Annotated in this window: 24 protein-coding genes; 12 read left to right on the forward strand and 12 right to left on the reverse strand. The window is 70.9% G+C overall.

The window, feature by feature from the left end; translation table 11 throughout:
* Positions 1-90 precede the first annotated feature (90 nt).
* The gene (locus MED01_RS22275) at positions 91-504 is read right to left on the reverse strand and encodes an Asp23/Gls24 family envelope stress response protein (protein ID WP_238670502.1); all 414 of its coding nucleotides are present in this window, start codon (positions 502-504) and stop codon (positions 91-93) included.
* Between the two features lie 157 nt (positions 505-661).
* Positions 662-1081 (reverse strand): Asp23/Gls24 family envelope stress response protein, encoded by a 420-nt coding sequence (locus tag MED01_RS22280; RefSeq protein WP_238670503.1) that lies wholly within the window; start codon positions 1079-1081, stop codon positions 662-664.
* Between the two features lie 254 nt (positions 1082-1335).
* Between MED01_RS22280 and MED01_RS22285 the strand changes: the two genes are divergently transcribed.
* A complete protein-coding gene (locus tag MED01_RS22285; RefSeq protein ID WP_238670505.1) occupies positions 1336-1740 on the forward strand; it encodes a hypothetical protein in 405 nt (134 codons plus the stop codon).
* A 57-nt stretch (positions 1741-1797) separates the two neighbouring features.
* Here the strand turns inward: MED01_RS22285 and meaB are convergent, their stop codons facing one another.
* Both meaB and MED01_RS22295 read right to left on the reverse strand, forming a co-directional pair.
* On the reverse strand, positions 1798-2799 hold the full coding sequence (meaB, locus tag MED01_RS22290) for a methylmalonyl Co-A mutase-associated GTPase MeaB (protein WP_238670506.1): 1002 nt from the start codon (positions 2797-2799) through the stop codon (positions 1798-1800).
* A 55-nt stretch (positions 2800-2854) separates the two neighbouring features.
* Positions 2855-4054, reverse strand: a complete 1200-nt coding sequence (locus MED01_RS22295) for an acetyl-CoA C-acetyltransferase (protein ID WP_238670508.1) — start codon at positions 4052-4054, stop codon at positions 2855-2857.
* Positions 4055-4116: 62 nt separating this feature from the next.
* Between MED01_RS22295 and mce the strand changes: the two genes are divergently transcribed.
* The 4 genes from mce (at position 4117) to MED01_RS22315 (ending at position 10203) form a co-directional block, all read left to right on the forward strand.
* Positions 4117-4593 carry a methylmalonyl-CoA epimerase gene (gene mce, locus MED01_RS22300; protein ID WP_112621592.1) on the forward strand — a complete coding sequence of 159 codons (477 nt, stop codon included), beginning with the start codon at positions 4117-4119 and terminating at the stop codon, positions 4591-4593.
* 361 nt (positions 4594-4954) lie between these two features.
* Entirely contained in the window at positions 4955-6310 is a 1356-nt protein-coding gene (gene ccrA, locus MED01_RS22305) for a crotonyl-CoA carboxylase/reductase (protein ID WP_238670585.1), read from the forward strand.
* A 359-nt stretch (positions 6311-6669) separates the two neighbouring features.
* Positions 6670-7935 (forward strand): DivIVA domain-containing protein, encoded by a 1266-nt coding sequence (locus MED01_RS22310; RefSeq protein ID WP_091405818.1) that lies wholly within the window; start codon positions 6670-6672, stop codon positions 7933-7935.
* 177 nt (positions 7936-8112) lie between these two features.
* Entirely contained in the window at positions 8113-10203 is a 2091-nt protein-coding gene (locus tag MED01_RS22315) for a coiled-coil domain-containing protein (RefSeq protein WP_238670510.1), read from the forward strand.
* 72 nt (positions 10204-10275) lie between these two features.
* On the opposite strand, the gene MED01_RS22320 is transcribed toward MED01_RS22315, so the two are convergent.
* Positions 10276-11250 (reverse strand): PDDEXK family nuclease, encoded by a 975-nt coding sequence (locus MED01_RS22320; RefSeq protein ID WP_238670512.1) that lies wholly within the window; start codon positions 11248-11250, stop codon positions 10276-10278.
* 342 nt (positions 11251-11592) lie between these two features.
* Here MED01_RS22320 and MED01_RS22325 point away from each other — a divergent pair, with 342 nt between their 5' ends.
* The 3 genes from MED01_RS22325 to MED01_RS22335 are packed head-to-tail and all read left to right on the forward strand — an operon-like array spanning position 11593 to position 13328.
* A complete protein-coding gene (locus MED01_RS22325) occupies positions 11593-11820 on the forward strand; it encodes a Scr1 family TA system antitoxin-like transcriptional regulator (protein ID WP_372493699.1) in 228 nt (75 codons plus the stop codon).
* Positions 11811-11999, forward strand: a complete 189-nt coding sequence (locus tag MED01_RS22330; RefSeq protein ID WP_238670513.1) for a DUF397 domain-containing protein — start codon at positions 11811-11813, stop codon at positions 11997-11999. Before MED01_RS22325 ends, MED01_RS22330 begins: the two co-directional genes overlap by 10 nt.
* Positions 12000-12050: 51 nt before the next feature.
* Entirely contained in the window at positions 12051-13328 is a 1278-nt protein-coding gene (locus tag MED01_RS22335) for an AI-2E family transporter (RefSeq protein ID WP_443677141.1), read from the forward strand.
* A 43-nt stretch (positions 13329-13371) separates the two neighbouring features.
* On the opposite strand, the gene MED01_RS22340 is transcribed toward MED01_RS22335, so the two are convergent.
* From MED01_RS22340 to MED01_RS22365, 6 genes are all read right to left on the reverse strand, one after another.
* A complete protein-coding gene (locus MED01_RS22340) occupies positions 13372-14181 on the reverse strand; it encodes an alpha/beta hydrolase (RefSeq protein ID WP_238670516.1) in 810 nt (269 codons plus the stop codon).
* 184 nt (positions 14182-14365) lie between these two features.
* Entirely contained in the window at positions 14366-14689 is a 324-nt protein-coding gene (locus MED01_RS22345) for an Rv1322 family protein (RefSeq protein ID WP_504899655.1), read from the reverse strand.
* A gap of 17 nt (positions 14690-14706) precedes the next feature.
* Positions 14707-14868, reverse strand: a complete 162-nt coding sequence (locus MED01_RS22350) for a hypothetical protein (RefSeq protein WP_238670518.1) — start codon at positions 14866-14868, stop codon at positions 14707-14709.
* A gap of 22 nt (positions 14869-14890) precedes the next feature.
* Positions 14891-16681 (reverse strand): 3-hydroxyacyl-CoA dehydrogenase family protein, encoded by a 1791-nt coding sequence (locus MED01_RS22355; protein WP_238670519.1) that lies wholly within the window; start codon positions 16679-16681, stop codon positions 14891-14893.
* 126 nt (positions 16682-16807) lie between these two features.
* The gene (locus MED01_RS22360; RefSeq protein ID WP_372493700.1) at positions 16808-17878 is read right to left on the reverse strand and encodes an alpha/beta hydrolase; all 1071 of its coding nucleotides are present in this window, start codon (positions 17876-17878) and stop codon (positions 16808-16810) included.
* Between the two features lie 80 nt (positions 17879-17958).
* Entirely contained in the window at positions 17959-18375 is a 417-nt protein-coding gene (locus MED01_RS22365; RefSeq protein WP_274526073.1) for an FHA domain-containing protein, read from the reverse strand.
* 257 nt (positions 18376-18632) lie between these two features.
* Here MED01_RS22365 and MED01_RS22370 point away from each other — a divergent pair, with 257 nt between their 5' ends.
* Positions 18633-20129, forward strand: coding sequence for an aldehyde dehydrogenase family protein (locus tag MED01_RS22370; RefSeq protein ID WP_238670523.1), 1497 nt, complete (start codon positions 18633-18635; stop codon positions 20127-20129).
* 80 nt (positions 20130-20209) lie between these two features.
* Positions 20210-20866, forward strand: a complete 657-nt coding sequence (locus MED01_RS22375; protein WP_238670524.1) for a class I SAM-dependent methyltransferase — start codon at positions 20210-20212, stop codon at positions 20864-20866.
* 8 nt (positions 20867-20874) lie between these two features.
* Here the strand turns inward: MED01_RS22375 and nucS are convergent, their stop codons facing one another.
* A complete protein-coding gene (nucS, locus tag MED01_RS22380; protein ID WP_124773555.1) occupies positions 20875-21534 on the reverse strand; it encodes an endonuclease NucS in 660 nt (219 codons plus the stop codon).
* A 71-nt stretch (positions 21535-21605) separates the two neighbouring features.
* Between nucS and MED01_RS22385 the strand changes: the two genes are divergently transcribed.
* Positions 21606-22223, forward strand: coding sequence for a DUF4126 domain-containing protein (locus MED01_RS22385; protein ID WP_238670525.1), 618 nt, complete (start codon positions 21606-21608; stop codon positions 22221-22223).
* Positions 22224-22308: 85 nt separating this feature from the next.
* Entirely contained in the window at positions 22309-22605 is a 297-nt protein-coding gene (locus MED01_RS22390) for a DUF1540 domain-containing protein (RefSeq protein ID WP_203120485.1), read from the forward strand.
* Position 22606 lies beyond the last annotated feature (1 nt).

Consider the following 22606-nt stretch of genomic DNA (forward strand, 5'->3'; position numbering starts at 1 on the left):
GGAGTTGTGGTGGTCCGCAAATCCCGCAGCCGGTACCAAACCGGCCACCACGACTGCATGATCGACCCGGGAGGTGGCGCAGCGCAGCGCTCAGGCCGGGGGTGCAGTGGGGGTGTCGCCGATCGCCATGTCGTCAACCCGGATGTTGACCTCATCGACCCGCAACCCGAAGGCCTCGACCGCCTCGGTCACACGAGCGCGCACCTGACCGGTGACCTCTGCGACGGGTCGACCGGCCTGAATCACCAACACCAGGTTGACCACCGCGGCGTCCCCGGTCACGTGGGCCGAGCAACCCCGCCGGGCGTCACCCACCTGGTCCAGCCCGACCCGGTCGAGAACCGCGTTGAAGAACCGGGCGACGTCCCCGCCCAAATCGGCCACGCCGGGCACCGCGCGGGCCGCCGCGACGGCGATCTTCTCAATCACCTCGTCGGCGACCTGCGTCGTCCCGCCAGCCGGCACCGACGCCCTCGCCAGCTCCCGCGTTGCTTCCAGGTCCACAGTCGCTCCCTGCTCCTCGCACCACCGCGTCCGGGCACGTCCGGCCCCCACTGAAGAGGAGGCGGTGCGAGCCTACTGGGACGATGCGTCCCGGGATGTTCCCGGCGGACAGCCAACGGGCGGCGCGGCAGCCGTCACGCCGTTGGGCAGCTACGCCTCAGGCGCCGGCTGCCGTACCCGGCTGGTTCAGCTCGATGTCGTCCACAGTGACGTTGACCTGGGTGACCGTCAGGCCGTACTTCTCCACCGCCTCGATCACCGCGGCCCGCACCGCCTCGGTCACGTCGGCTACGACGTGCCCGGCGTCGATCACCAGGACCACGTTGATGACGGCCGAACTGCCCTTCACGTCGGCCGATACGCCCCGCCGAGCGTCGCCCACCTCGTCCAGGCCGATCTTGTCCAGCACGCTGTTGAAGAACCGGGAGACATCCCCGCCGAGATCGGCGACACCGGGCACGGCACGAGCGGCCGCACCGGCGATCTTCTCGACGACCTCGTCGGAGACCGACGTGACACCCCGGGCCGCGCCCGTCGCGGGCTGCACTGCACCGGCGTTCTCCACCGCGTCCGTCATGATCACATCTCCCCTGGTCCGACACATTGTGGACCGACCGTCCCGTCAGCCCGCTCGCGAGGCCGACCATCCGGCGGCCACGCGCCGCGAGCCTACTAAAACCGGAGTGACCTTCGCTTCCGGGCAACCGAACCACGGCGTCGCCGCGACGTACCGGCGTGGAGTCCGGCGCACTGACGATCATCGGACCACCTAGGCTGACGATCGGGACAATCCACAATGGATCGGTCCGCTACACGAGTGAGGTCTGTTTGATGCGCAGAACGTTGTTGAGTTTCGCCACGGCGGTCACCCTGTCGGTCGGCGCGCTGCTCGGAGCGGCCGGACCGGCCCAGGCGGCCGAGTCACCCAGCGCCCTCTGCGGCTCCGGGTACTACGTCATCGACAGTCACGGGCTACCCGGCGCGACCACGTACCTGCTCTACAAGTCCAGCGGTGGCGGCTACAACTGCGTTGTCACCATCAAGACCGCGGACCGAGGCACGCCGACCAAGATCGGCGCGTCCCTCGACATCGAGGATGGTCGGGGCGGCATCGACGAGGGGCGCTTCGGGTACTACGCGGGGCCGGTGCGGGCCGACGCTGGCGGCCAGTGCGTCAGGTTCGGTGGCGAAAGCCGCGGCACCTACTGGACCAGCCCCTGGGGGCACTGCGGCTAGATCCGCGGGCGCGGGGCCGTCGCCGGTCGTCGGCGGCGGCCCCGTCGCATTCCCCGGTCAGCGCGCGAGCTGGGCGAGCAACTCGTCCGCCGCCGTGTACGGGTCGGTGGCACCCTCGGCGACCTTGGCGGCGAGGGTGGCCAACTCCGTACCGTCGCGCAGTGAGCCGATCCGGGCGCGGAGGGTGCCGAGCGCTATCGCCTCGATCTCGGCGGCGGCCCGCGTCTCCTGGCGGCGGCGCAGCTCGCCGTGCTCGACCAGCCAGCCCCGGTGCTTGTCGATGGCGGCGGCGATGTCGTCGATGCCCTCGCCGCGCGCGGCGACCGACCGGACCACCTGGGGCCGCCACTGCCCCGGCCCGCGCTCACCGAGCGCGATCATGCCCTGGATGTCACGGACGGTGGCGTCGACGCCGTCCCGGTCCGCCTTGTTGACCACGAACACGTCGGCGATCTCCAGGATGCCGGCCTTGACCGCCTGGATCGCGTCGCCCATCCCGGGTGCGAGCAGCACCAACGTCGTGTCGGCGAGCGAGGCGACCTCCACCTCGGCCTGCCCGACGCCGACCGTCTCCACAAGCACCACGTCGCAGCCGGCGCCCTCCAGCACCCGGACCGCCTGCGGCGTCGCCGCGGCCAGCCCGCCGAGGTGCCCCCGGCTGGACATCGACCGGATGTAGACGCCCGGATCGGTGGCGTGGTCCTGCATCCGCACCCGGTCACCGAGGATCGCACCGCCGGTGAACGGGCTGGACGGGTCGACCGCCAGCACGCCCACCCGGTGCCCGCGCGCCCGCAGCGCACGGACCAGCTCGTTGGTGGTGGTCGACTTGCCCACCCCTGGTGAACCGGTCAGCCCGACGACCTGGGCCTGCCCGGCGTACGGCGCCAGCGCCCCGGCGATCTCCGGCAACAGCGCGTCACCGTTCTCCACCAACGTGATCAGGCGAGCCACCGCGCGGGGGTCGCCAATGCGGGCCCGCTCGACCAGCAGCGGTACGTCCCGGCTGCGGCGCACCGACGTGGTGCCCGCTGCCGGGACGTGCTCAGCCTCGCTCACTGCGTCATCCCTGTCCGTGACTGCGGGGCTCGCAGGACCGGCTCACTCCTCGTGCTCACTGGCTGGTCTCGGCCTTGCCCGGCACGTGGATGATCAGCGCGTCGCCCTGGCCACCGCCGCCACACAGCGCGGCCGCGCCGGTGCCACCGCCGCGCCGCTTCAGCTCCAAGGCGAGGGTGAGTACGAGACGCGCGCCGGACATGCCGATCGGGTGCCCCAGCGCGATTGCGCCGCCGTTGACGTTGACCTTGTCCGGGCTGATCCCGAGGTCCCGGGTGGACTGGACGCCGACCTGCGCGAACGCCTCGTTGATCTCGATGAGGTCCAGGTCCGCGACGCTCAGGCCACCCTTCTTCAGGGCGTGGTTGATCGCGTTGGACGGCTGTGAGTGCAGGGAGTTGTCCGGGCCCGCCACGTTGCCGTGCGCACCGATCTCGGCCAGCCAGGTCAGCCCCAGCTCCTTCGCCTTGGCCTTGCTCATCACGAGCACCGCGGCGGCCCCGTCGGAGATCGGCGACGAGCTGCCGGCGGTGATGGTGCCGTCCTTGGCGAAGGCCGGGCGCAGCTTGGCCAGCGACTCGACAGTGGTGTCCGGACGGATGCCCTCGTCCTCGGTGATCACCAGCGGGTCACCCTTGCGCTGCGGGATGACCACCGGGGCGATCTCGTCGGCGAAGTGGCCGTTCTTCTGCGCGGCGGCGGCCCGCTGGTGGCTGGCGGCGGCGAAGGCGTCCTGCTCCTCACGCGTGATGCCGTGCTTGACGCCGAGCCGCTCTGTCGACTCGCCCATCGAGCAGCAGTCCCAGGCATCGCTGAGCCCGTCGTGTGCCATGTGGTCCTTGACCACCACGTCGCCGTACTTGTAGCCGGTGCGCTGGCCCATCAGCAGGTGCGGGGCGTTCGTCATGGACTCCATGCCGCCGGCCACCACGATGTCGAACTCGCCGGCGCGGATCAGCTGGTCGGCCAGGGCGATCGCGTCCAGGCCGGAGAGGCAGACCTTGTTGATGGTCAGCGCCGGCACGGACATCGGCACGCCGGCCTCGACCGCCGCCTGCCGAGCCGGGATCTGACCGGTGCCGGCCTGCAACACCTGCCCCATGATCACGTACTGGACCTGGTCCGGGCTGACGCTGGCACGCTCCAGCGCCGCCTTGATGGCGATCCCGCCGAGCTTCGTGGCCGGAAGGTCCTTGAGGTTGCCCAGCAGCCGGCCCATCGGGGTCCGCGCGCCGCTGACGATCACCGAAGCCATGCCTGCCTCCGAGAGGGGTGCCGAGCTGTACGCCTTAACGATTGTTCGGCCAGACTAGCGCCATGGCAGAGAACTCCCCCGTCGAGCCCGGTGCGGACTACGTCACAGACATCGGACTTCGCAAGATTGACCACGTCGGGATCGCCGTGGCGGACCTGGACGCCGCTATCGACTTCTACCAGCGGACGTTCGGGATGCGCTGCGTCCACGTGGAGACCAACACCGAGCAGGGCGTACGGGAAGCGATGCTTGCCGTCGGGCCGACCACCGAGGGTGGCTGCGTGCAGTTGCTCGCCCCGCTCACACCCGAGTCGACGATCGCGAAGTTCCTGGACCGCAACGGGCCGGGCGTGCAGCAGGTCGCGTACACGGTGGTGGACATCGACGCGGCCTGCGCCGCGCTGCGCGAGCGCGGCATGCGCCTCCTCTACGACGCTCCCCGACGTGGCACCGCGGACAGCCGGATCAACTTCGTCCACCCCAAGGACGCCGGCGGCGTCCTCGTCGAACTGGTCCAACCCGCCCCCACCCCCCACTGACCCCCTGCCGCCTCCCCCCCGCCGCCGCCCCCTGCCGCCGCCCCCGTTGATCAAGAGGTTTGCGTCATCTGGCGCCTCGTAGGTGACCGAAGGCTCTTGATCAACAGGGGGTGGCGCCCTGGGAGCCCGGTGGGCGCGCACGTCAGTGCGCGATTCGCGGGGTGGCTGGACACCTTCACGCATCGGCGGATGCAGTTTTTCACAGAGGACTTCCCGGCCTAGCTACCGTTCAGTAACGTCCGGCCCCACAGGAGCGCGACCGGTGCCGGATGTGTCGAATGCCGACATGGCGGTCGTGCCCACCGGCGCCGACGATGGCAGCACCCGGGCCCGTGCGGGTGCGGATGAACCGGAGGTCACCGTGCAGGACATCCTCGAAGCGATCATGGCAGCGGAGGAATCGAACGATCCGGACCGCGAACTCGCCGGCCTCGCCGGGCTGCCCGTACCGGAGAGCTACCGGGGCGTTGTGGTCCGCGCCGAGGAAGCCCGGATGTTCGACGGCATGGCCACCCGGGACAAGGACCCGCGTAAGGCCCTGCACGTGCAGGAGGTGCCGACGCCGGAGCTGGCGCCGGGCGAGGCGCTGGTCGCGGTAATGGCCAGCGCGATCAACTACAACACGGTGTGGACCAGCATCTTCGAGCCGCTGCCCACCTTCAAGTTCCTGGAGCGCTACGGCCGGCTCTCCGAGCTGACCCGCCGGCACGACCTGCCGTACCACGTGGTCGGCTCCGACGCGGCGGGCGTGGTGCTGCGCACCGGCCCCGGCGTGACCCGGTGGGCGCCCGGCGACGAGGTGGTCGCGCACTGCCTCTCCGTCGAGCTGGAGGACGCCGCCGGGCACGACGACACCATGCTCGACCCGCAACAGCGGATCTGGGGCTTCGAGACCAACTTCGGCGGGCTGGCCGAGCTGGCGGTGGTCAAGGCCAACCAGCTGATGCCCAAGCCGCGGCACCTGAGCTGGGAGGAGGCGGCCAGTCCCGGGCTGGTCAACTCCACCGCGTACCGGCAGCTCGTCTCGCACCACGGCGCCAACATGAAGCAGGGTGACGTCGTGCTGATCTGGGGCGCGTCCGGCGGCCTCGGCGGCTACGCCACCCAGATGGCGCTCAACGGCGGCGCGATTCCGGTCTGCGTGGTGTCCTCGCCGGAGAAGGCCGAGCTGTGCCGCCGGATGGGCGCGGAACTGGTCATCGACCGCGCCGCTGAGGGCTTCCGCTTCTGGAAGGACGAGGAGACCCAGGACCCGGACGAGTGGCGGCGCTTCGGCGAACGGATTCGCGAGCTGACCAGCGGCGAGGACCCGGACATCGTGTTCGAGCACCCGGGCCGGGAGACGTTCGGCGCCAGCGTCTACGTGGCCCGGCGCGGTGGGACCATCGTCACCTGCGCCTCCACCAGCGGCTTCCTGCACCAGTACGACAACCGCTACCTGTGGATGCACCTCAAGCGGATCGTCGGCAGCCACTTCGCCAACTACCACGAGGCGTGGCAGGCCAACCGCCTGGTGGCGCTCGGTAAGGTGCACCCGACGGTGTCGCGCACCTACCCGCTGGAGCAGACCGGCCAGGCCGCGTACGAGGTGCACCGCAACGCCCACCAGGGCAAAGTCGGCGTGCGCTGCCTCGCACCCACCGACGGGCTGGGCGTACGCGACGGAGAGTTGCGGGCCCGGCACGAGGACGCGATCAACCGGTTCCGGGGTCACTGACCGGCACCGCCGGCCCGGCGTCACTGAGCGGCACCGCCGGCTCCCGGGGCCACTGACCGGGCTCCGGGGCGCCGAGGCGCCTCCCGGCCGGACGGTGGAACGCCGGATGACCATTGCGCTGATCGCTCATTGTTCTTCCGCCCCCATTAGGGATAAGCCACCCGGATCGAACAAAGGGCCTCGGGGTAACCCCGGGGCCCTTTTCCGCGTCACGCTGCGTGTCGTCCGACCCGCCGGGACCTGCCAAGATCGCCGATTGGTCCCACCTCGCCGATCGCGGGAGTTGACCATGTAAAGAGGGCACGAAAGCTTCGCACCGCTCTTGCGAAGCACCCTGGGGCGTCTGCCAGTATGTCCCAATGCCCCAGCAGCAGTCCTCCCCTCTCGCGTTCTTCGATAACGCGAACTCGCAGCCAGATTTCACCGTTGGCCTGCGCGGATACAACACCCATCAGGTCGACGACTTCCTCGGCCGGATGACCGCCGCGCTGACCCAGTCCGAGCAGGCCCGTGCCGAGGCCGAGCAGCGGATGAACGACGCCCAGCGTCGGCTCCGCCAGGCCGAGCAGCGCATGAGTGCGCTGGAGCAGAAGCTCACCGACACGAACAAGCAGCTCGAAGAGAACAGCCGACCCACCCTCTCCGGGCTCGGCACGCGCGTTGAGCAGATCCTCCGGCTCGCCGAGGAGCAGGCCAACGACCACCGCAACGAGGCCAAGCGCGAGTCGGAGGGCATCCTCTCCGCCGCCCGCCTCGAGGCCCGCGAGATCACCGACAAGGCCCGCGCCGAGGCCGCCGCCATGAAGGCGAGCGCCGAGCGCGAGGCGGGCAACCTGCGCACGGCCGCCGAGCGCGAGGCCGCCGAGGTCCGGGTGCAGGCTCGCCGCGAGGCCGACACGCTGCGCGCCGACGCCGACCGGGAGACCAAGCAGCTGCGTACTGTCACCGCGCACGAGGTGGCCGAGCTGAAGTCGACAGTCGAGCGGGAGGTCGCCACCCTGCGGGCCACCGCCGAGCGGGAGATCACCCAGCAGCGGGCGAAGGCCGCCCGCGAGGCTGAGGAGAAGCGCGCCGAGGCGACCAAGCTGCTCACCGATGCGCGGGACAAGCGCGACAAGGACCTGCAGGCCCTGGAGCTCCAGCTGGCCGAGCGGCGGGAGAAGGCCGAGCGCGAGGAGTCCGAGCGGCACGCCGCCCAGGTCGCGCAGACCCAGAAGATGGTCAGCGAGGCCGAGCAGCGTGCCCGGGCCGCGCAGGAGCGGGCCAAGGAAATCGAGCAGCGCGCAGAGGCGCGTCGGGTCGAGTCGGAGCGCAACGCCGCCGAGACGGTCGACAAGGCCAAGGCCCACTCGGAGAAGACCCTCAACGAGGCGAAGGCCGAGTCGCAGCGCCTGCTCACCGAGGCTCGCACCGAGGCGGAGCTGACCACGCAGGCCGCCCGCCGCGAGGTCGAGGACCTCACCCGGCAGAAGGACGCTGTCACCTCGCAGCTGGGTCAGATGCTCTCCGGCCTCGCCGGCATCGTTCCGGGAATGCCGGCGCAGGCCGCTCCGGCCGCCAAGCCGGAAGCAGCCAAGAAGACCGATGGTGGTCAGGAGCGGGTGCCCGCGGAGACCGCCGGCTGACGCGAGGCGTCAGGTCGGGGCATCGACGGCGCGAGGTGACACCGGGTAACCGGTGCCACCTCGCGCCGTATGCGTTTCCTAACCCCTGGTATCCGTTGGCGGCAACGGAGTGAAGTAGCTCCCACAAGGCCCGTCCGTATCGCCCCAGCCGGGCCCGTTGCGTGTGAGGATGGGGGCATGTCGCACGGCGAGGAACTGTTCGCTCTCGGCGGGGACGTGACGACGGAGCCCAGCTTCGAGTCCGCTCTGCGGGGGTACGAGAAGAAACAGGTCGACCGTTATGTCGCACGTGCTGAGCACGAGATCGCGACCCTCGCCTCCGAACGGGAACAGGCGTACACACAGATCCACAAGCTCGCCGGCCAGGTCGAGGTTCTCCAGCGCGACCTGACCCAGGTGCGCAAGCAGATGAACGTGGTCGACCGGGCGTCGTTCCGGCACCTCGGCCCGCGGGTCGAGTCGATCCTCACTCTCGCCGAGGAGCAGGCCGAGGAGATCCTCGGGGACGCGAACGGGGAGATCGAGGCTCGTCGTGCCGCCGCCGAGCACATCATCGAGGAGGCGCGCGAGCAGGCAGCGCGGGCTCTGAAGGACTTTGAGATCGCCCTCGCTGCCCGACGCGCGGAGGAGGAGCGGCACAGCGCCGCGCAGCGGGCCGAGGCGGACGCGGCCCTGCGGTCGGCCAAGGACGAGTCGGCGCAGTTGCGCAAGGCCGCGCAGGACGCTCTGGCGAAGGCCCAGCAGGAGGCCACCCAGCTGCGGGATTCGGCCAAAGAGATCCACACCCGGGCCCAGCAGGAAGCCACCAAGCTGCGCGAGACGGCCCGCGAGACGCTGGTCAACGCCCGGCAGGAGGCGAGCGATCTGCGCGATGCCGCCAAGGAGGTGCATGCCAAGGCCCTCCAGGAGGCCAAGCGGCTCACCGACACCGCTACCGAAGCCGGGCGGGCCACCCACGCCAAGGCCCAGCAGGAGGCCAAGCAGATCATCGACGACGCGTCGATGGCCGGTCGGGCCACCCGCGCCAAGGCGCAGCAGGAGGCCGAGCGGCTGACGACGCAGGCCACCGAGTCGGCGAAGCGCAGCCGCGCCGACACCGAGGCGTACGTGCAGCGCATGCGCACCGAGACCGAGGCGTACGTGCAGCACACCCGGGCGCAGACCCAGCAGGAGCTGGGCGCGTGGCGGGCAGGGGTGGAGCAGGAGGTCAACTCCCGTCGGGAGGCGGCCGACCGGGAGTTGGCGCAGCGACAGTCCGCGGCCGAGCAGGAGTTCGCCAAGCGCCGCGACGAGCTGGACAAGCACCACGCGACGCGCCAGCAGGAGCTGGAGGCCGGGGTCGCCAGCCGTCAGCAGGAGCTGGAGGCCAGGTTCACCACCCGCCGCGACGAGCTGGAGACCGAATACTCCACCCGGAAGAACGAGCTGGAGACCGAGTACACGGCTCGCAAGAACGAGATCGAGCAGGGCGCGGCCGGCGTCCGTCAGGCGGCCGAGCAGGACGCGGCGGCGCTGCGCCAGCGGTCCGAGGCGGAGGCCGCCGAGCTGCTGAGCCAGGCCGAGGCCGAGGCCAGCGACAAGCGCCGCAAGGCCGACGAGCATGTCGCGGCGTCCCGGCGGCAGTTCGAGGAGTACGCGGCCACCACGCAGCAGCACCTGGCCACCACCCAGCAGCACCTGGCGGCGACCCAGCAGGAGTCGGCGGCGGGCCGTCAGCAGTTGGCCCAGGTGATGTTGGAGATCGCCCAGGCTCAGCAGCAGCTGGCGGATCTGCGGCAGGAGACCTGGAAGGCCCGGCAGGAGTCCGACGAGCTCCAGCGCCAGATGTCCGAGCTGCGGTTGCAGAGTGTCGCCGGTCCGATCGACGGCCCGACCGCGCCGGCCGGAGACGCCAGCGCGAACGAAGGCGTGCCCGCTGGTGGAGACGACGGCGTGAGCGTTGCCGCCGGCGCGGCCTCCGGGTCGCGTACGGGCGGCGGGCTGAAGACGGAGCCCGCCGACACCAGGCAGCCGGTGAACGCCGGTGCGGAGGAGTCCGGGCAGTCCACGACGCGGCCGGTCGGCGAGCCGGTGACCACTGTGGACGGTGGCACGGCGAGCGCCGGGGTGGACGGTGAGCCGACAGTGGCCGCCGTTCCGGGCGAGGGTGGCCGGGGCGCCAAACCCACCAAGATCACTAGCACCGGTGAGAACGGCAAGCGACCCACCAAGCCGACCACCGACGAGCGCAGCGCCAAGCCCAGCAAGGTCACCATCGAGAAGGAGTGACGGGCACCCGCCAGTCGAAGCTTCGAAATCTTGGACACTTTCCGTCAGCGGCTGACGGAAAGTGTCCAAGATTCACTTCTGCGCCGGGTGGCGTAGGGGCGCGCTGGGGGTCCAGCCGGCCGCGATGAGGGCGCGGCGGACGCTGTCAGCGACCTCGTCCGGGCGAGCGCGGACCAACCAGGCCGGGAAACGCAGAATCCGGTCGCCGCTGGTCCAGACGTCGTTCTGCCGACGCATGTCGGCAGCCCACTGCTTGGCGTCCATGTGGTGCGCGCCGTCGATCTCCACCTGCACCCGCCACTCCCGCCAGTACGCATCCAGCCAGCGGTTCCGGCCGGCCGCGTCGACCCGGTGCTCCTGCAGGTCAGGGGCGGGCAGCCGGTGTCTGCGGCACAGCCGCAGGAAGTCGATCTCCGAGAGCGCCTGTGTGCCGCCCGCGATGTCGCTGATGGTCTGCCCGATCAGCCGCCGACGGGGCGCCCGAGGGAGGACGTCGAGCACCGCCTGCAACTCCTCGGGCAGCACCCGGCGTTGCTGGCAACCGGCGGCCAGCACCGACTGCGCCTCGTCCACGCCGGCCGCCCAGCCCGCCGCGTCCACCAGGGCCCGCGCCGTAGTGGTACGCGGTGGGCGGGCACGTTGGAGATGGGCCTCGGGGAGGACCGCCGTGCGGTGGACCAGGACGGCGGGCATGTCGATCGGAAGTCGACGCAGGGTGGCCCGCGCGGCACGTCGGGCCGCCGGCACCAGCACGTGCAGCGGTTCGCGTCGCAGTCCCCGTACCCCGGCTTCGGCGGCGGCGGACACCCCGGCCAGCACCGCCCCCGGCCCGGCCGCCAGCACCGCCACCCAGAGCTGTTGGTCGCGGGTGAGTCGGCCGTTGCCGGCCAGCAGGATCCCGCGGCAGACCGACCGCCACCGACCGGAGCGAATCCGACCCCGCACCCGCCCCTCGCTGAGCAAACCGGCGACCTGCGCGGTCGTCAGCACTCCCGCCTGCTCGAAGGCGAGCCAGTCGAGTGCGTCGGCGTCATCGGCGGGCAGCATCCGGACAGCTTTCGCCGTTGAGCGCCCTCCCACCACCAGATCTTGGACAGTTTCCGTCACGTCCTAACGGAAACTGTCCAAGATCTGCGCGGATTCGGCAGGGTCGAGGTCGGGGTGTGGGGGGTGCAAGTCGAACTCCGCCTTCCAGCGGCCGGGGGGTCGGCGCAGGGCCGCGGTCGGCCGTCGGCCCGGCAGCACCATGGGTTGCAGCGGAGTGTGCGGCGTCCGCGGCCATGGGCAGCAGGCCCGCAGGGCCACCGGCCCGCAGGGCCATGGGCCCGCAGAGCCACCGGCCCGCAGAGCCACCGGCCCGCAAGGCCGTGCCCCGCAGGGCCGTGGGCCATGGCCCGCAAGGCCGTGGCGCGCAGACTTTCCGGGCCGTTCAATCTGGCCCGAGGGGCCGGCGGTGATTGGGTGGGGCACATGGAGCATCAGATTGACGGTCTCGTGGTCGATGGCGACCATGAGGTGGCTACGCTGCTGGCGCGTTGGAACATGATCAGAAACGGTGCGTTGTCCCACCGCCAGTCGATCGAACTGATGAAGGAAGTTGTGACCTCATGGACCTGACCGGCACGCTCTGTCGCACATCCAGCCGTAGCGGCAACGGAGGGTGCGTCGAGGTGGCGGACAACCTGCCCGGGGTCGTGGGGGTGCGGGACAGCAAGGACCCGGCCGGCCCGGTCCTGGTGTTCGCGCCTGCCGCGTGGCGGGCGTTCGTGGCCGTCGCCCGTCGTCCGACGGCCTGAGCCGGGAGGTTCCTGGTGCCACAGCACGACCCCTCCGGCGACGAGCCGGACGTGACCCCCGCTCCCCCGCCAGCGGAAACCCCACAGCCGGCGGGAACGCCACCACAGGCGGAGGCGCAGCCGGCACCACCGGCGGAGACCCCACAATCGGCGCAGACGCCATCACCGGCGGAGACGCAGCCGGCCCCACCGGCGGAATCGGCACCGCCGGCGGAGACGCCACCGCCGGTACCGGTTCCCGTCCCGGGGGTCGACCCGGATGAGCCGCCGGCGGTCCCGTCCGGGAAGTTCGGCACACCGGGGCGGCCGCTGCGCCGCAGCAGCTTTCTGATCGGCTTCACCGGTGCGCTGGGAGTGCTGCTGGCGTACACCCTCTATCTGGGCATTCGCAATGCCGGCGGCATCCTCGTGCTGGTGGTGATCGCGCTTTTCCTCGCGGTCGGCCTCAACCCGGCGGTGGTCCGACTGGGCCGCTGGGGTGTTCCGCACGGCCTGGCGGTGGCGGCGGTCGCCCTGACGGTGGTGCTGCTGCTCTGCGGCGGCGTGGTGGCGCTGGTTCCGCCGATCGTCACCCAGTCGGGGCAGTTCATCGACCAGATCCCCAGCCTGCTGGACGAGTTGCGCCGCAACCCGACGGTCAACGACCTGGTGGAGCGGTACGACGTGGTGGAACGGGTGCAGGGCGCTGCCAACGCGGAGACTGTCGGACGGGCGCTCGGCGGGGTGCTGGGCGGCGCACAACTGATCTTCGGCACGGTGTTCCGGACGCTGACCGTGCTGGTGCTGACCATCTACTTCCTGGCGTACTTCGACAAGCTGCGCTCGCTGGGCTACTCGTTGGTGCCCCGGTCGCGGCGGCAGCGGGTGCAGCTGATCGGCGACGAGATCCTGGCCAAGGTGGGCTCGTACATGGTCGGCGCGCTGAGCATCGCGGTGCTGGCCGGCGCGACCACCTTCGTCTTCGCGCTGATCGTCGACCTGCCGTACCCGTTCGCGCTGGCCGTGGTGGTCGCGGTGACCGACCTGATCCCGCAGATCGGCGCGACCCTGGGCGCGGTGATCGTGAGTTTGGTCGGGTTCGCCGCCGACCTGCCCACCGGCATCGCCTGCGCGGTCTTCTTCCTCATCTATCAGCAGGTGGAGAACTACCTCATCTACCCGAAGGTGATGCGGCGTTCGGTGGAGGTCAACGAGGTGGCTGCCCTGCTGGCCGCGCTGCTCGGGGTGGCGCTGCTGGGTGTGGTGGGCGCGTTGATCGCCATCCCCACTGTGGCCGCGCTGCAACTGATCCTGCGCGAGGTGGTGCTGCCCCGCCAGGAGCGCCGTTGAGTGTCAGCCCGCCTGACCGGCGGCCGGACCGCGGACCGGTGGGTCAGTCCGCCTTGGTGGCGGCCGGGCCGGGGACGGGGGTGTCGGCGAAGGCGGCCACCGTCCGGTCGGCGTACGCGCTGACGTCGCCGGCCTCCATCGGGCCGTCCCAGGTTGTCGGAAGCGGCACCTCGACGGCTGGGTTGACCCGCCGGACGATCTCGTCGAGCACCGTCTCCGCGTCGCCCACCCAGAGGTGTTTGGCGCCCGGCACACCGACCACCTCTGCCTGTGGCACGGCGGCGAACCGCTCCCGCGCCTCGGTGGGGCGCAGGTAGTCGTCGAACTCCGGCACCAGCGCCACCAGCGGCCGACCCGAGTCGGCCCAGGTGGCCAAGTCTTCGGGGGCGGAGAAGCGCAGCGGCGGGGAGAGCAGGATCGCCCCGGCGATCGCCGGGTCGCAGCCGTACTTCAGCGCCAGGTCGGTGCCGAACGACCAGCCGACGAGCCAGATGTTGGGCAACTCGGCGAACTCCGCGTACTCGATGGCGGCGGCCACGTCGTACCGCTCGCCCACCGCGCCGTCGAAGGCTCCCTCGCTGGTGCCGCGCACGCTGCTGGTGCCCCTGGTGTTGAACCGCAGCACCGCCAGGTCGGCCAGCGCGGGCAGCCGCCAGGCCGCCTTGCGGAACACGTGGCTGTCCATCATTCCGCCGTGGGTCGGTAGCGGGTGCAGGCAGACCAGGGTGGCCACCGGCGGCCGGTCGGCCGGCAGGGCCAGCTCACCGACCAGCCGCAGACCGTCGGCGGTGTGCAGCTCGATGTTCTCCCGGCGGCCGGGCAGGATCGACGACGCGCGGATCGCTGTGCTCACCGCCCAAGTCTGTCGCGAAGTCGCCGCCGCCGCCCGCCCAGGCACGAACAGGGTGACCCAGGTCGCTACCGGACGGGTCGGCCCAGCCCTGACTCGGCAGCGCCTCGGGCAGGTCGGCCCAGCCCTGACGCGACAGCGCCCCGGACGGGTCGGCCCAGTCCAGCGCCGCAGCGCCCGGGGCAGGTCAGTAGCGCGGGGAACCCCTGCCACGCTGCACCGCCGGCCCGCGTCGGTCCCGGGCCCGCCAGCAGCCGCTGTGCCAGTGCCGCCGGTCGGTCAGGTCACCCAGGCCGTCCGCCGGCCAGGCCACCAGGTGCGCCACCCCCGGTCGGATCTCCTGGTTACACCCGGGGCAGCGGTACGTCTTGACCGACGCGCCCGCGCCGATGCCGCGTACCTGCCAGGCGCCGTCGGTCCACTGCTGCACCGAGGCGACGCCCTGGCGGACCCGGTCGGCGTCCAGGTTGGCGTTCTCGTCCCGGCGAGGGCGGTTGCGACGGGGGCTCACAGTCACCAAGGTTACGGTCACTTCCAGCTGGCCGGCTCGCCAAGGTCGTCGGCGACCCGGAGCCCGCCGATGACGGTGCTGACCTCCGCGTCCGTGGGCGACCGCTCCCAGCGGTTCTCGTGCCCCATGGACAGCAGGGTGTTCGGAATGCCGAGTACGTGCCACTCAGACGCCGTCACCGACGCCCACTGTTGACACCGGTCAGCGGTGCGAGTGGTCGCGGAAGCCGCGGCGGGTCTTGCGGCCCAGGTAGCCGGCGGTGACCAGGTGCTCCAGCAGCGGCGCTGGCGCGAAGCCCGGCTCGCGCAGTTCCAGGTACAGCTCGCGCTGGATGGCCAGGGAGACGTCCAACCCGACCACGTCGAGCAGCTCGAACGGGCCCATCGGGTAGCCGCAGCCCAGCTTCATGGCGTGGTCGATGTCGTCGGCCGTCGAGTAGCTGGCCTCCAGCATCTTCACCGCGTCGTTCAGGTACGGGAACAGCAGCGCGTTGACGATGAAGCCGGACCGGTCGCCGCAGACCACGCCGGTCTTGCCGAGCGCGGCGCAGACGGCGCGGGCGGTGGCGGTGGCCTCCGGGGAGGTGCGGATGGTGCGGACGACCTCGACCAACGGCATGACCGGGGCCGGGTTGAAGAAGTGCAGCCCGACCACGTCGGCCGGCCGCTGGGTGGCCATGGCCACGTCGATCACCGGCAGCGACGAGGTGGTGGTGGCGAGCAACACACCCGGCTTGCAGATCTCGTCGAGGCTGGCGAAGAGGGCCTTCTTGACGCTCAACTCCTCGACGACCGCCTCGACCACGAGGTCGACGTCGGCGAGGTGGTCGAGCGTGGCGGACCAGCTGATCCGCCCCAGGGCGGCGTCCCGGTCGGCCTCGGCGAGCTTGCCGCGCACCACACCCTTGTTGAGCGAGGTCTTCACCGCCTCGCAGACCTTCGCGGACTTCTCCATGCCGCGGGTCACCGAGACGACCTCGTAGCCGGCCTTCGCGAAGACCTCGATGATCCCGGTGGCCATGGTTCCGGAGCCGACCACGCCGACCTTCGCGATGGCGCGAGCGCCGTCGGCGAGCGCGGCGTCCGTGGCCAGCGGCGTCGTCTCATCCGGTACGACCACCGGGGAGCCGGGCCGCTCGTAGGTGTAGAAGCCCCGACCCGACTTCCGGCCGAGCAGCCCTGCCGTGACCATCTGCTTGAGCAGCGGCACGGGGGCGTGGCGGCGGTCCCGCCCGCCGCGCCGGTACATGGTGTCCAGGATCTCGTACGCGGTGTCCAGGCCGATCAGGTCCATCAACGCCAGCGGGCCCATCGGCAGGCCGCAGCCGAGCTTCATTGCGGCGTCGATGTCCTCCCGGGTCGCGTAGTGCGACTCGAACATGCCGACCGCGTGGTTGAGGTAGCCGAAGAGCAGCGCGTTGGCGATGAAGCCGGCCCGGTCGTTGATGGTGACGTCGACCTTGCCGAGGCGGGCGCAGAGCGCCTCCACGTCGGCGACCACCTCGGGTGCGGTGACGACAGTGCGGACCACCTCGACAAGCTTCATCACCGGGGCCGGGTTGAAGAAGTGGATGCCGATCACCTGGTTGGGTCGGCTGGTGGCGACGGAGATCTCGGTGACGCTCAACGACGAGGTGTTTGTGGCGAGGATCGTCTCCGGTCGGCAGACCCGGTCCAGCTCGGCGAAGATCCGCTGCTTGAGGTCCAGGTGCTCGGGCACCGCCTCGATGACCAGGTCGACGGAGTGCAGCGCGTCCAGCCCGACCGCGAAGTGCACCCGCTCGTGCAGGGCGTCGCGGTCCGCCTCGGCGAGCTTGCCCTTGGCGACCGCCCGGTCGGTGGAGCCCTTCAGGGTGGCCCGACCGCGCTCCAGCGCCGGCGCGGAGATTTCCACTGCCACCACGTCGATGCCGTTGCGGGCGAAGACCTCGACGATGCCGGCACCCATGGTGCCCAGCCCCACCACACCAACGGTGCTGAACTCGCGCGCCACGACCGGCCTCCCCAGAGACTCCACACGGCCACTGAACGGCCGCTAAGGTTATGCGCGCGAGTCTGCCACGTGACAATGAGTTGTCGAGACGCCGTGGCATATTTCACCAACGGCTCGGCATTGCCGCTACTCGGCCGCCACGCTGGTCAGGGCCAACAATTCCGCGACGAACTCCGCCGGGCGCTCCAGGTGCGGGCTGTGTCCGCAACCGGGCAGCACCACCTCGTGGTACGCGCCGCCGGCCGCCGCGTACCGGTCGAGCACCGCCCGGGTCTGGCCGACCATCGGCTGCGGTGGGCAGGCGTCCGCGCCGGGCCAGCCGGGCACGAGATCCAGCGAACCCAGGTACGCCAGGTCGAAGAGCGAAGTGTCCGAGACGATGACGTCGACGTCTCCGCGTACCCAGGTGACCGGCGGTTTCTCGGCGACGGCCACCAGTTCGTCGGCGAGCCGGAACCAGGTCGGCGCGAGCGCGTTGAGCACCCCGCGCTCCCCCGGCGCGGTGCCCGGCCAGTTCTCGGACGGCACCGCCGTGCCCGGGTAGTTGTCGTCCCCGGTGGCTGTGGAGAGCACGGTGTCCAGCAGCAGTTCCTCGTCCTCGACCAGAGAGTCGGGATCGGCCACGTAGGTGGCTCGCAGCACGGCGCGCGGGCTGGCCGGCGCGTCGGCGCTCCGGTCACCGGCCGCGAGACGGGCGACGAAGTCCGGGTTCGCCGTGCCGGCGCCGGTGCCGGCGAAGTCGGGGGTGGTCGGCGTGCCGGTCAGGTCGCGGGTGCCGCCGAAGCCGTACGGGGAGACCGGCGCGGCGAGCAGCAACGCCCCCACCCGGTGCGGATGGTCGACCAGCAGGCGCATCGCCACGCCGCCGCCGAGGGAGTGCCCGACCACCACCGGGCGCGCGTCGGCGTCGAAGAGCGACGGGTCGTCGAGTAGGGCGGCCACGTCGTCGGCGAAGTCCCGCAGGCCCCGGGTGGCGTCCACCGGGGCGGTCGCCGAGTCGCCGTACCCCCGTAGGTCGGGGGCGACCACCCGCAGCGTCGGTGGCAGGCGACGGACCAGCGGCTCCCAGAACAGCGCGGACGAGCAGTTGCCGTGGATCAGCAGCACCGGTGTGCCGTCCGGCGGGCCGGCCACCCGTACCGCCTGGGTGATGCCGTTCGCCGTCACGGTCCGCTGCTCGGTCTCCATCCGCGGCATGCTGCCACGGGCGTCCCCGCCGGTCCAGGTGTCGGACCGCCACCCAACGGAGCCGCCCGGTGTGGCAGACCGCCAGGCGATCAGCGACGCGAGCCCGGTGGCGCGGCCAGCGGCAACGGCAACGTCGGTCGGACGTCGCGCCGGGACGGGCCGAAGCTGAGCCCCACCGGGTCGGTGAGCGCCACCCCGGGGTCGAACAGACGCAGTTCGGTACGGCCCAGCCGGATCACGTCACCGTCGGAGAGTCGTTCCACCTCGGTGATCCGCCGGTCGTTGAGCCAGGTGCCGTTGGTGGAGCCCAGGTCCCGCAGGGACGGGCCCTCCGGTGCCAGCCACACCTCGGCGTGGCGACGGCTCAGGTGTGGGTCGTTGATGACCACCTGACCGCTCGGCGCTCGGCCGATCACCTGTATCTCGGCTCGCATACGAAAGCTCGCGCCGCGCATCGGTCCACCCGCGACCGTCAACAGCGGCATCAGTTCCGGATGTTCCTCCATGGACAGTCAGCCCTCCACCCCACACCGTCACTCCGCGCGTCAGCTTGCCATCAGACGGTAGTCGTCAATACCGACCGGCCGGTCAGCCTCTCGTCACCTCCCGGCCACCTGCCGTTCGACGATTCGGGCGGGCCGCGTCCTTCACCAACGGCCTGACCTGCACTGATCAACGATCGGCCGGGTTGGTGCGACGCCGCTCCCTCGGGCCCGAATCGGGGACCCTACCGGTGAGTAATCCTCGGGTCTAGACTTCCGCCATGACGGCAGTGCATATCCCGGGCGTTCCGGTCATCGACTCGGGTCAATTGGTCTCCACCAGCCCGGCGACCGGCGCCGAGGCCGGCCGTCTCCCGGTCGCCACCGATGCCGACGTGCGGCAGGCCGTCGACCGCGCCCGCGCCGCCGGCGAGTGGTGGGCGGGTCTCGGCTTCACCGGCCGCCGCCAGCGGATGCTGCGGTGGCGCGCCCTGCTCGCCAAGCGCATCGAGCAGTTGGCCGAGTTGGTGCACGTCGAGGGCGGGAAGCCGGTCGCCGACGCCATCGTCGAGATCGTCACCGCGATCGAGCACATCGACTGGGCCGCCCGCAACGCCGGCCGCGTGCTCGGTCCACGTCGGGTGCGGTCCCGGCTCATCCTCGCCGAGTTCTCCGGGCACCTCGAATACCAGCCGTATGGGGTGGTCGGCGTGATCGGGCCGTGGAACTATCCGGTCTTCACGCCGATCGGCTCCGCCGCGTACGCCCTCGCCGCCGGCAACGCCGTGGTGCTCAAGCCGAGCGAGTACACGCCCGCCGTCGGTCAGTGGCTGGTGGACAGCTTCGCCGAGGTGGTGCCCGAGCAGCCGGTCTTCACCGCCGTGCACGGGCTGGGCGACGTGGGCGCGGCGCTGTGCCGCTCCGGCGTCAACAAACTGGCCTTCACCGGCTCCACCGCCACCGCCCGAAAGGTGATGGCCGCCTGCGCCGAGACGCTGACCCCGGTGCTCATCGAGGGCGGCGGCAAGGACGCCATGATCGTTGACAGCGACGCCGACCTGGACGCGGCCGCCGAGGCGTGCGTCTGGGGCGGCATGACCAACGCCGGCCAGACCTGCATCGGCATCGAGCGGGTGTACGCCGTCGACGCCGTCTTCGACACCTTCGTCGACAAGGTGGTGACCCGCGCCGGTCGGCTGACTGTCGGGCCGGAGGGCACCGACATCGGCCCGATCACCATGCCCAAGCAGATCGACGTGATTCGCCGGCACATCGACGCCGCCATCACGTCCGGCGGGCGCGCCGTGCTCGGTGGCCCGAGCGCCGTGCAGCCGCCGTACGTCCACCCCACAGTGCTGGTGGACGTTCCGGAGGAGTCGGCGGCCGTCCGCGAGGAGACGTTCGGCCCCACGCTGACCATCAGCCGGGTCCGCGACGCCGACGAGGCAGTCGCCCGCGCCAACGCCCTGTCGTACGGCCTCGGGGGTTCGGTCTTCGGCCGGCGGCGCGCGGTGGCCATCGCCCGGCGACTGCGCTCCGGGATGGCGTCGATCAACTCCACGCTGACCTTCGCCGGCATGTCCACACTGCCGTTCGGCGGTGTCGGCGACTCCGGCTTCGGGCGGATCCACGGGGAGGACGGCCTGCGTGAGTTCGGTCGGGCCAAGGCGATCACCCGACGTCGTGCCCGGTCGCTGCTGCCGTCGATGACCTTCGAACGCACCCCCGCCGACGTGGCCCGACTCGTCAAGGCCATCAAGGTCATGTACGGAAGGTAAGTGTCGGATAACCGATCATCAACAAGGATCGGCGTATCCACATGTTTATACGCCGTGGTCACGGCGGTACATTGCGTTAAATGGGCCCCAATCGATTGCGCTACCGCCTTGTCGACAGTGACCAGTCGTGGAGCGCCCGACGGCGTCGGCACCGCTCGGACTGGCTGGCGCGCACCTTCCCCGACATCGGCGACATGCACGTCGTCGACCTCGGTGGTCGGCTCGGCACCTGGCACCGCGCCACGGTCAGACCGGCCCGGGTGACAGTCGTCAACCTGGAGCAGCCGCCCGCCGTCGTCCCGGAATGGGCCCACGTCGAGCAGGCCGACGCCTGCGACCTGCCCCCGCACCTCACCAGGGGCAGCTACGACCTGGTCTTCTCGAACTCGGTGCTGGAGCATGTCGGCGGGCACGAGCGCCGGATTCGCTTCGCCGCCGCCGTCCGCTCACTGGCCGACCGGCACTGGGTGCAGACGCCCTACCGCTACTTCCCCATCGAGCCACACTGGATCGCGCCGGGAATGCAGTTCCTGCCGGTACGACTGCGCACAGCGTTCGCCCAACGCTGGCCGCTCGGGCACAAGCCGACCCGCAGTCACGCCGCCGCCATCCACCAGGTGCTCTGGACCGAGCTGCTGGACCGTTCGCAGATGCGCCACTACTTCCCCGACTCGACGATGCTGGTGGAGCGGGTGTTCGGCCTGCCGAAGTCGCTGATCGCGGTGCGCAACGGGTAGGACGCCGGTCAGAAGAGGGTCAGCTCGTCCTTCACGATGCCGCGCAGCTTGTCGTAGTCCACGACCACACACCGGATGCCCCGGTCGGTGGCGAGCACCCGGGCCTGCGGCTTGATCTCCTGGGCGGCGAAGACCCCGACGACGGGGCTGAGCAGCGGGTCACGGTTCATCAGCTCGAGATAACGGGTCAACTGTTCCACCCCGTCGATGTCGCCACGCCGCTTGACCTCGACGGCCACCGAACCCGAGTTGGCGTCCCGGCACAGCAGGTCGACCGGGCCGATCGCCGTCATGTACTCGCGACGGACCAGCGTGAACCCCTCACCCAGGACACCCGGGTTGGCGGCCAGCAACTCCTGCAGGTGCGCCTCCACCCCGTCCTTGCGCAGGCCCGGATCCACACCCAACTCGTACGAGGTGTCCTGGAAGATCTCCTCCAGGGTGATCCGCAGCTCCTCGCCAGCCTTGTTGACGACCCGCCACACACCGGGGGCCTCCTCCAACCGACACGGCGGGCTCATCCAGTTCAACGGCTTGTACGCCCGGTCGTCGGCGTGAATAGACACCGACCCGTCCGCCTTCACCATCAGCAGCCGGGTGGCCAGCGGCAGGTGAGCCGAGAGCCGTCCGACGTAATCCACCGAGCACTTCGCAATGACCAACCGCACCCGACGAGGGTAGCCGAGCACCCACCGGTCGCCAGCGAGCGGCACTGGCGCGTCGATGCGATGCTGAGACCGTGTTCGAAGTCCTCACCGGCACCGGTCTCGCCGCCTCGGCGGGGCTGAACGCCTACATACCCCTGCTCATCCTCGGTCTACTCGGCCGTTACACCGACCTGATCGACCTGCCCAGCGGCTGGACCTGGCTCGGCAACGGCTGGGTCATCGCCATCATGGCCGTGCTGCTCGCCGTGGAGATGGTGGCGGACAAGGTGCCAGTGGTCGACCACATCAACGACGTGGTGCAGACAGTGGTCCGACCCACCGCCGGTGGCCTTGCCTTCGGCGCCGGCTCCTCGTCGGAGACGGTGACGGTCAGCGACCCGGGGAGCTTCTTCTCATCCCACCAGTGGGTGCCGGTCGTCACCGGCGTACTGCTGGCGTTGGGCGTGCACCTGCTCAAATCCGCGGCCCGCCCGGTGATCAACGCGACCACCGCCGGGATCGGCGCGCCGGTCGCCAGCACCGCCGAGGACGCCACCAGCGTGGTGGTCTCCCTGGTGGCGATCATCCTGCCGGTGCTGGTGCTCGTCGTCCTGGTCGGCCTGGCGTTCTTCGTCTTCTGGTTCTTCCGTCGTCGATCCGAACGACGCCGCGAACGGGAGGCCGCCCGCGCCGCCGGCTTCCGCGTCTGACACGGCGGATCGGCGGCCCGGCATACCGGGCTTCCCCAGGCTGACAAAAGCCTAGTATCGGGGCAAGAGCCTAGAGGAGGTCGGCATGACCGCAGCGTTGGAGATGCCCCGAGTCCAGGAATGTGTGGTCGCCGCGTGCGCGTACAACCAGTCGGGTGACTGCCACGCCTTCGCGATCACCATCGGCAGCATGGATCACGCCCACTGCCACACCTTCGTCGAGTCGCCCGTCCGGGGCGGCGTGGAGAGCCTGATCGCGCAGGTGGGCGCCTGCCAACGCGCCGACTGCCGGCACAACGAGCAGTTGGAGTGCCACGCGGCGTCGATCAGGGTCGGCCCGGACAACGACATGGCCGACTGCATGACCTACGCCGGCCGCTGAC

The organism is Micromonospora alfalfae, from assembly GCF_022230925.1.
Taxonomy (GTDB): domain Bacteria; phylum Actinomycetota; class Actinomycetes; order Mycobacteriales; family Micromonosporaceae; genus Micromonospora; species Micromonospora alfalfae.